Annotated in this window: 8 protein-coding genes and 4 pseudogenes; 4 read left to right on the top strand and 8 right to left on the bottom strand. The window is 68.1% G+C overall.

All coding sequences use genetic code 11. The annotated features are described in order from the left end of the window. Positions 1-340: 340 nt before the first annotated feature. From ACZ7L5_RS45065 to ACZ7L5_RS45045, 5 genes and pseudogenes are all read right to left on the bottom strand, one after another. A pseudogene (locus ACZ7L5_RS45065) lies at positions 341-487 on the bottom strand (sulfite oxidase-like oxidoreductase); the annotation flags it as partial. 93 nt (positions 488-580) lie between these two features. Then, the gene (locus ACZ7L5_RS45060) at positions 581-937 is read right to left on the bottom strand and encodes a TOBE domain-containing protein (protein WP_471524915.1); all 357 of its coding nucleotides are present in this window, start codon (positions 935-937) and stop codon (positions 581-583) included. A 43-nt stretch (positions 938-980) separates the two neighbouring features. Beyond that, the gene (locus tag ACZ7L5_RS45055) at positions 981-1,178 is read right to left on the bottom strand and encodes a hypothetical protein (protein ID WP_471524914.1); all 198 of its coding nucleotides are present in this window, start codon (positions 1,176-1,178) and stop codon (positions 981-983) included. Between the two features lie 2 nt (positions 1,179-1,180). Further along, positions 1,181-1,333: a hypothetical protein gene (locus tag ACZ7L5_RS45050; RefSeq protein WP_471524912.1), complete on the bottom strand. Its 153-nt coding sequence runs from the start codon at positions 1,331-1,333 to the stop codon at positions 1,181-1,183. A 106-nt stretch (positions 1,334-1,439) separates the two neighbouring features. After that, positions 1,440-1,712 (bottom strand): annotated as a pseudogene (locus tag ACZ7L5_RS45045) (SDR family NAD(P)-dependent oxidoreductase); the annotation flags it as partial. Positions 1,713-1,834: 122 nt separating this feature from the next. Between ACZ7L5_RS45045 and ACZ7L5_RS45040 the strand changes: the two are divergent. Next, complete coding sequence (locus ACZ7L5_RS45040) at positions 1,835-2,233, top strand: nuclear transport factor 2 family protein (RefSeq protein WP_471524910.1); 399 nt, start codon at positions 1,835-1,837, stop codon at positions 2,231-2,233. Positions 2,234-2,590: 357 nt separating this feature from the next. After that, complete coding sequence (locus tag ACZ7L5_RS45035; protein ID WP_471524909.1) at positions 2,591-3,586, top strand: hypothetical protein; 996 nt, start codon at positions 2,591-2,593, stop codon at positions 3,584-3,586. A 12-nt stretch (positions 3,587-3,598) separates the two neighbouring features. Here the strand turns inward: ACZ7L5_RS45035 and ACZ7L5_RS45030 are convergent. The 3 genes and pseudogenes from ACZ7L5_RS45030 to ACZ7L5_RS45020 form a co-directional block, all read right to left on the bottom strand. Continuing rightward, positions 3,599-3,724 (bottom strand): annotated as a pseudogene (locus tag ACZ7L5_RS45030) (IS21-like element helper ATPase IstB); the annotation flags it as partial. Then, the gene (locus tag ACZ7L5_RS45025) at positions 3,691-4,182 is read right to left on the bottom strand and encodes a Mu transposase domain-containing protein (RefSeq protein WP_471524923.1); all 492 of its coding nucleotides are present in this window, start codon (positions 4,180-4,182) and stop codon (positions 3,691-3,693) included. The pseudogene ACZ7L5_RS45030 and the gene ACZ7L5_RS45025, both read right to left, overlap by 34 nt. A gap of 347 nt (positions 4,183-4,529) precedes the next feature. Beyond that, complete coding sequence (locus ACZ7L5_RS45020; protein WP_471524907.1) at positions 4,530-5,087, bottom strand: hypothetical protein; 558 nt, start codon at positions 5,085-5,087, stop codon at positions 4,530-4,532. A gap of 673 nt (positions 5,088-5,760) precedes the next feature. On the opposite strand from ACZ7L5_RS45020, the pseudogene ACZ7L5_RS45015 reads away from it, so the two are divergent. Next, a pseudogene (locus tag ACZ7L5_RS45015) lies at positions 5,761-5,850 on the top strand (IS5/IS1182 family transposase); the annotation flags it as partial. 391 nt (positions 5,851-6,241) lie between these two features. After that, the gene (locus tag ACZ7L5_RS45010; RefSeq protein WP_471524905.1) at positions 6,242-6,364 is read left to right on the top strand and encodes a lasso RiPP family leader peptide-containing protein; all 123 of its coding nucleotides are present in this window, start codon (positions 6,242-6,244) and stop codon (positions 6,362-6,364) included. Positions 6,365-6,426: the final 62 nt, after the last annotated feature.

The following is a 6,426-nucleotide window of genomic DNA, read 5'->3' as shown; positions in this document are numbered from 1 at the left end:
GGAACGATTGTTTTCGACGGCAGCGTGGTGCCGTTCGCGCTCGTCGGCAGCTTCCGGGCAGTCGACAGGAAGCACCACTGACCCCCACGCCGGCCTGGCCAGAAGAAAAGGTAAGCTGATTCGCTGCCATGTGGACCCCGGCCCGTACAGGGCCGGGCCCTGCCCGTCGACCCGTGGGACGGCAGTAGACACAATGCCTGCCCCTCGCCCGGCCGTCTCCTCGCGGCTTGACAGGGGGCTGCCGGCCTCCCGTCCGGGGGCGATAGGGGACGGTGAGTGCGGCGGCCGTATCGGGAACCAGGCGAGGACCACGGACGGCTAGGACGCCTGCGGCGGCTTCTGTGGCGCCGAAGACGCGCAGGTTCCAGCGCGCAGGGCGGAAGCGCGGAACCGGGCCGTAGTGCGAGACCGGCCAGCCCTGCACGCGACGCTGGCCGGGAAGGATGCGGCGGGGTGCACTGGGCGCGCTGGGGCGGTCAGGTGCCATGGGGCCGCTCCCCTTCCACCCGCGTCGTTTCAGCGAGGTAAGCGACGGGGATATGCCGGCCGACGCCCGGTGCCCGGATGCTCCGGCGCCGTCTCACGCGGTCGCGAGCGAGACCTCGGTCGACTTCATCAGCGCTACGACGGCGGAGCCGGCCTCCAGGCCGAGGTCGGTGACAGCGTCCACGGTGATCGCGGCGGTCAGCTCGCCGCCCTCGACCGTGACCTTGACGGAGGCCATGGCATCGCCGGTGGTGACGTCGGTGACCGTGCCGGGCATCTGGTTGCGGATGGACAGACCCGCCGCCGGGCCGGTGGCCAAGGCGACCTTTGTGGACTTCACGAGGGCGCGAACGGTGGAGCCCTCGGCGAGGCCGAGGTCCTTGACGGACTCGACGGTGATGGCTGCGGTGAGGTTCTGGCCGCCGTCGAGGCGAACCTTGACCCTCGCCATCGCGTCACCGGGCGTGATGGAGGTGACGGTGCCGGGGATCTGGTTACGGACGGACAGCGTCGGGTCCGTCGGTGATGGTGGCGTCGACGGCGATGCCGAAGAACGGCACGAAGGCGCAGATCCCGGCCATGGTCAGGATGGCGATGCCCCAGATCGACGGCCACTTGCACACCGACTGGCGGGCCCGGGGCAGCATGCCCGCGACGAAGTTGAGGCAGCGGCTGTGCGCCGCTGTATCCATGGTTACCAGCCGACGAGGCCGAGACGATCGGTGAACGTCCCGCTCAGCCCGTCCGGGCCGAGTGTCGCCAGGCGAACGATCGCGTCGGTGCCCTCGGTGCCCTCGGTGCCCTCGGTGCCCTCGGTGACCGTGAGCGCGCCGGTGTGGTTGTTCATGTCGGTCGCGGGGAACTTGCGGTTCGCGACTTCGCTGGGCGTGACGGCATTGAACTTGATGTGTGACTCTGATGGGCCCGTAGACATTCGTGTCGAAGACGGGGTGGATGTCCTCGACCGTTGCGTCCGCGGGCGGCACGACGTGTCCCGGGGCACCGGCGTTGTTGACCAGCACGTCGAGCCGGTCGGTGTGCGCACGGAGCAGCTGAACGGCGGCCGTCACCGACGCGTCCGAGGTCACGTCGAGCGGGACCATCACCACGTGCACACCGTCGGCGGCCAGCTTGCCGGCTGCCGCGCGGCCGCAGTCTTCGTCATGCGAGCCGAGGAAGACCGTCCAGCCGAGCGCGCCGAGCCGCCTGGCCGTCTCGAGCCCCAGTCCCTGTTGCCACGCCAGGCGGTGCGGCCCAGGCCCAGCTGGGACTGCGCAGTCAATGATTGCGGCTCCGATCTTGCGCGGCCAACAGTTGCGGCTCCGATCGTCGGGTGCATGATGCAGGCATGACCGATCGCGATGACTTCCTGGTGTGGGTAAACAGTGCCCTGTACGAGGCGGAGCTTGCGCTGCACAACGGCAATGCGGCCCCCCGCCGGGCGCTCTGGTCGGGCAACGAACCCGTGAGCGTTCTGGGGGCGTGGCGCAACGCCTACGGCCAGCAGGAACTCGACAGTCTCTTCACCGCCCTTGAGACAAGCTTCTCCGACTGCACGTCCTACGTGTTCGAGCTGCAGGCCTTCGACGTCTCGGGAGACATGGCCTATACGGCTGGTCTGGAACACACCTCCGCGTCCGTCGACGGAGAGCCGCGCACGTACACCTTGCGGGCCACTCAGGTGTACCGCCGAGAGGAGGGCGAGTGGCGGGTGGCCCATCGCCACGGCGACGCAGTGACCGCGTGACGCGATGGTGGCTCATCGCGATCCGCCCCGACCAGCAAGGTGGCGTACGGCTTGTGAGCTGACCATAACTCGGTGACGTCTCGTACAGATGGCCGCACGCTGGGCGTTCGGCTACATTCTCCGGTCATCTCGAACAGCGGCGCTTATATGCCCCTCTGGCTTCGTTCACACGAAGTAGCAGCGTTTGATCAGCAGTTTGGGCAGCAGTTGGCGATCTTGAGTGCTGCAGGTGCTCACGAGAAATGACGTCGCCGTGGTGGGATGCCACCGGTGTGCGGCAGAAGCGGTCCGTCTCTTGATCACCGGTCGTTAGACTCCCGGCGTTCGGATGCTGTCGATGGACTGGAAGGCCGCGCCATGGACGACGACCGTTGGGACGACTGGCCGGAACGGTGGGTCGGCACGGACTACGACACGCGGGCGGCCGTCAGCGCGATCCCGCGGGAGGTCAAGGACGAGTTCAGGTACGACGAGGTCCCCTGGCAGCGGTTCCGGCACTTCTACGGTCCGGGCGAGGAGATCCCCGGTCTACTCGCCACGCTCGCGTCCGGGGACGCCGAAGCTGCCGACGAGGCCTTGCGGCAGCTCTGGACGAGTCTTCACCACCAGGGCGGCACGATCGCAGTGGGGGCACTGGCGGTGCCGTTCCTGCTCCGGATCGCGGCGACCGCGCGCCCCGAACTCCGTGCCCAAACCCTTCGCCTGGTCGCCGAGATCGGCCGGTGTCAGCACATGGGGGACGGATCGCGGGAAGGCCTGCTCCAGGTCGCCGAGGAGCCGTTGATGATCGAGGGCAGCACGATGTGCCCGGTGGACTGGACGATCCAGGCCGCCCGTCAGGCCGTCACGGACGACCTGCACCTTCTGCTCCCGCTTCTCTCCGACCCCGACCCCGACGTCCGCTCCGTGACCGCCTACGTTCTGGCGGCGGCGACCGGCGAGCTTTCACACGTCTCCTCTGCTCTGCAGTCCAGGCTGGCGAAGGAAGACGAGGCGGTAGTCCGGGTGAGCTTGATCCTGGCGATCGCCCAACTCGCCCGCGAACACCAGGATGAACACGCTCCCAAGTGGGCCTGGGGCCTGTGGTCGGATCCCGGACGACCGCCGGAGGTCCGCATCGGCGCCGGCCTGGCCTGGCTCTGCCTGGTCACCGACCCCGCCCCCGACGAGCTCCGCGCCCTCCTCACCGACCCCGGCACCCGTCAATTCGACGACCTGCTCCAGCCGGTGCCATGGCTCACCTGGATCGACCCCACCGGCGTCGGGCTGCGCAGCTGCATCGACGAAATGCTTACGGCGAACATCCCCGAAACAGTGCTCGACGATCCTTGGGGTGGAGGACCATCAAGCTGAACCATGCATCGGTCAGCCGGCTTTGGCGGCCGCTTCGCTACGCGCCCGGTTCGAGGCGAGCCGGTAGGAGTCGGTGCCGGTCTCGATGATGGTGCCGTTGAAGGTCAGGCGGTCGACGATGGCCGCGCAGAGGCGGGGGCCTCCAGCGCGACCGCGTCCGCGGTCAGAGCCCCGGCCCGAAGGGCGGTGGCCAGGGCGGCGACGATGTGCTCATGCGCGAGGTGGCGACCCAGCAGCACCTCGATCAGAGCCCGAGTGCCCTCGGTGTCGCGGTGGTCCCGGACCACCGCGGCCCACCAGGCATCGTGGACCGGGGTGAACTTTCCAGCGGAGCGGGCCTGGTCGAGCGCGGTAGCGCCGGGAAAGGCGCTCGGCTGGCGGATCAGGGCCTCCAGGTAGTGGTCCAGCTCCAGCCGACAACTGCCTTTGGCGATCAGCCGCTCATGCCGGGCCACCTCCACGTTCCTGTCGTAGACCACCAGGTGAGAGGCGTGCAGCAGCATCCGGACCCGCTTGCCGATCAGGCGGACCGGCACCGAGTAGCGGTCGGTGCGGACCGCGATCTGGCCGTAGCGGTCGATCCGCGGAGCCAACACCCGCCCTGTCTCGAACGGATCCTCCGGCAGCGGCAGCAGCCGCGGGTGCTCGTCCTCGAAGTACTCGTCGATCGTCCGGGTCCTGGACCCGATCCGGCGCCGCCCGTCGTGCCGGTCCCACTGCTCGACCAGCTCGTTCAGCTCCGCCAGCGACTCGACCTCCGGAACCGGCTCGAAGTGGTTGCGGCGGAAGTAGCCGATCTGGCCCTCGACGCCGCCCTTCTCGTGGGCGCCCTCGATGCCGGGCCGGCAGTAGAAGCTCTCGATCCCGAAGTGCGAGAAGGCGATCCATCGGTCAGCCTCCACCCGGGCCCGGCTCAGCCCCAGCACCCGGGCGACGGCCGCCTTCAGGTTGTCGTAGCGGACCTTGCTCCGCGGAACCCCGCCCAGCGTCCGCAGGCGTGGACGTGGCCCTCGAAGAACGCCTCCTGCCCGCAGGAGGCGAAGACGCTGTGGACGGCCTTACCCGAATAGGACAGGCGGAAGGAGAACAGATAGCAGGTCACCACCTCGCCGGCGAGCTTCACCGTCACGTCGCCGAAGTCGCCCTCGGCCTCCATAGCGGGCTGGTGCGTCTGCGGGACGAACGCCTCGATTGGAGCCTTGCCCGACTCCACGAGGATCTGCGGCTTGCGGTCGGCGACGTAGCGACGGACCTGCTGGTAGGAGACCTCGGCGCCGTGCTCTTCGACCAGGCGGTGAAAGATCCGAGTGACCGTGTGCCGCTGCTTGCGCGGCGCGTCCAGGTCGGCCCGCAGGATCCCGTCGACCATCGCTTCGTACGGGTCCAGCGCGGTCGCCCGGGGCGGGAGCTTCTTCCTCGGCTCCGGCCAGACCGAGTCCACGGCCTTCCTGATCGTCCGCCACGACACGTCGTACTTGCGCGAGATCTCCCGCATCGTCATGCCGTCCCGGTGTCGCGCCGGATCGCGGCGTACAGTTCGACCTTCGACATCTCGGCATGACCAGGGCCTTTCGCCAGGAGCACCCCGATGCCGGCCTGGCAAGTACCCCGGTGACGTCGAAACTCCTGAACATCACCCTTCCGTGGTTCCGGGTGACTCCCAAACTCGTGAACAACTGACGTCACGACTCGTGATTAAAGCCACCCCTCCGGCTCTCAGGGCGTGGATCTGCTTACGGCCTGTGCGGGTGCGCTTTAGGCTCCTTCTATGATTTGTCGTTTGTGGCGCGGCTGGACCACGAAGGAAAACGCTGACGCGTACGAGCGCGTCGTCCGGGGGCAGGTCATTTCCGAATCGAAGCACGGCGCATCCCGGGGTTCCAGTCGATCGATCTGATCCGGCGCGAGCGGGAAGACGACGTCGAGTTCATGACCTTGATGTGGTTCGACGCCCTGACCTCTGTACAGGCGTTCATGGGAGTACTACCAGAAGTCACACGTGCCTGCGGCCGCCCAGGCCGTGCTTTCCGACTTCGATGAGTGGTCAACGCACTTCGAGGTACTCGACCGCCGCCAGCAGTCACACTAACAACGGCTAACACAATGAGCCGAGTTGTCGGTGAGTGATGAGACAGCAGGCGAGTTGAGGAACGCTTCATGGATGTCGGCCCTGCCCGCAAGACCTCGCCTGCGGCTCGGGCATGACGTGCTGGCGCCGACTGCGCGACTGGAACGAGGCCGGCGTCTGGCAGCGACTCCTCGAGGCTGCTTGAGCTTGCTGCGTGCGTCCGAACGCTCCGGCCCCGCGACCTCGCCCCAGAAGGCGGGCGTCACGGTCGCTGCGGAAAGTTAGCGTTCCCGATCACGCAGAGCGGCGACGTCCCGCTGCTCCTGCTCCGTCCAGCCTGGCCTCAGGTCGAGGCACTGTCGCCGGCCGCGTGGCTCGGCTGCAACGATTCGGTCGCTCTCGCATGTTGTGAGCCGGTGTGCGCTTCCCGGCAGGCGCCGCGGAATGCCCACCCCTTCTCCCTGCTTACGGGTGGATTAGGCCGGTGGCGCTTGTCGTGGCCCACTCAGGAGTGCCCAACTAGCTCACGGGAGACGGGAGTTCCGTCTCCGTGTGACTGGAGGTGGATCGCTGTGCAGGAGACGTTGATGAGCATCGAGACCGAGGACGTCTACGAGCCGCCGCTGCTGGCCGAGGCCGGGCAGTACGCCGAGCTGACCCAGGGCGAATTCGGGGACTGGCCCGACTTCCCGGTCGGCCTGTGGCTCTGACGAGTTCGACGGGTGCCGGTCCTGGCCGCGAGGCCGGGGCCGGCACCCGGTGCCACGCCGTC

The sequence above is a fragment of the Streptomyces sp. NPDC107528 genome (assembly GCF_055639295.1).
This window is presented reverse-complemented; position numbering and strand designations above follow the sequence as displayed.